This window comes from Paenarthrobacter aurescens (genome assembly GCF_025421775.1).
GTDB classification, from domain to species: Bacteria; Actinomycetota; Actinomycetes; order Actinomycetales; family Micrococcaceae; genus Arthrobacter; species Arthrobacter aurescens_B.
The window spans coordinates 1-233 of record NZ_JAOEFX010000766.1 but is presented as its reverse complement, the minus strand read 5'-3'; the positions used below and the strand labels follow the sequence as shown (position 1 = coordinate 233).

The following is a 233-nucleotide window of genomic DNA, read 5'->3' as shown; positions in this document are numbered from 1 at the left end:
GTGAACAGGCGGCGCTGGTGCCGCTGGTAGTCCAGCAGCACCTCCTCGTCGGTTGCTGATGACGCATTGAACTGACGGCGCTCTGTGGCGTACTGGATGGCCGTCTTGAGGGCGAGCTTGCTCGCGGCAACTGCTGCCCCATCCAGGGAAACACGCCCCTGCACCAAGCTGCCCAACATGGTGAAGAAGCGGCGACCCGCGCTCTCGATGGTGGAGGGGTACGTGCCGTCCGC

General features: G+C 65.2%; 1 protein-coding gene. It reads right to left on the bottom strand.

The features are described 5' to 3' along the window. On the bottom strand, positions 1-233 hold a 233-nt coding region (locus N7568_RS25535), incomplete at both ends, for an acyl-CoA dehydrogenase family protein (protein WP_439899002.1).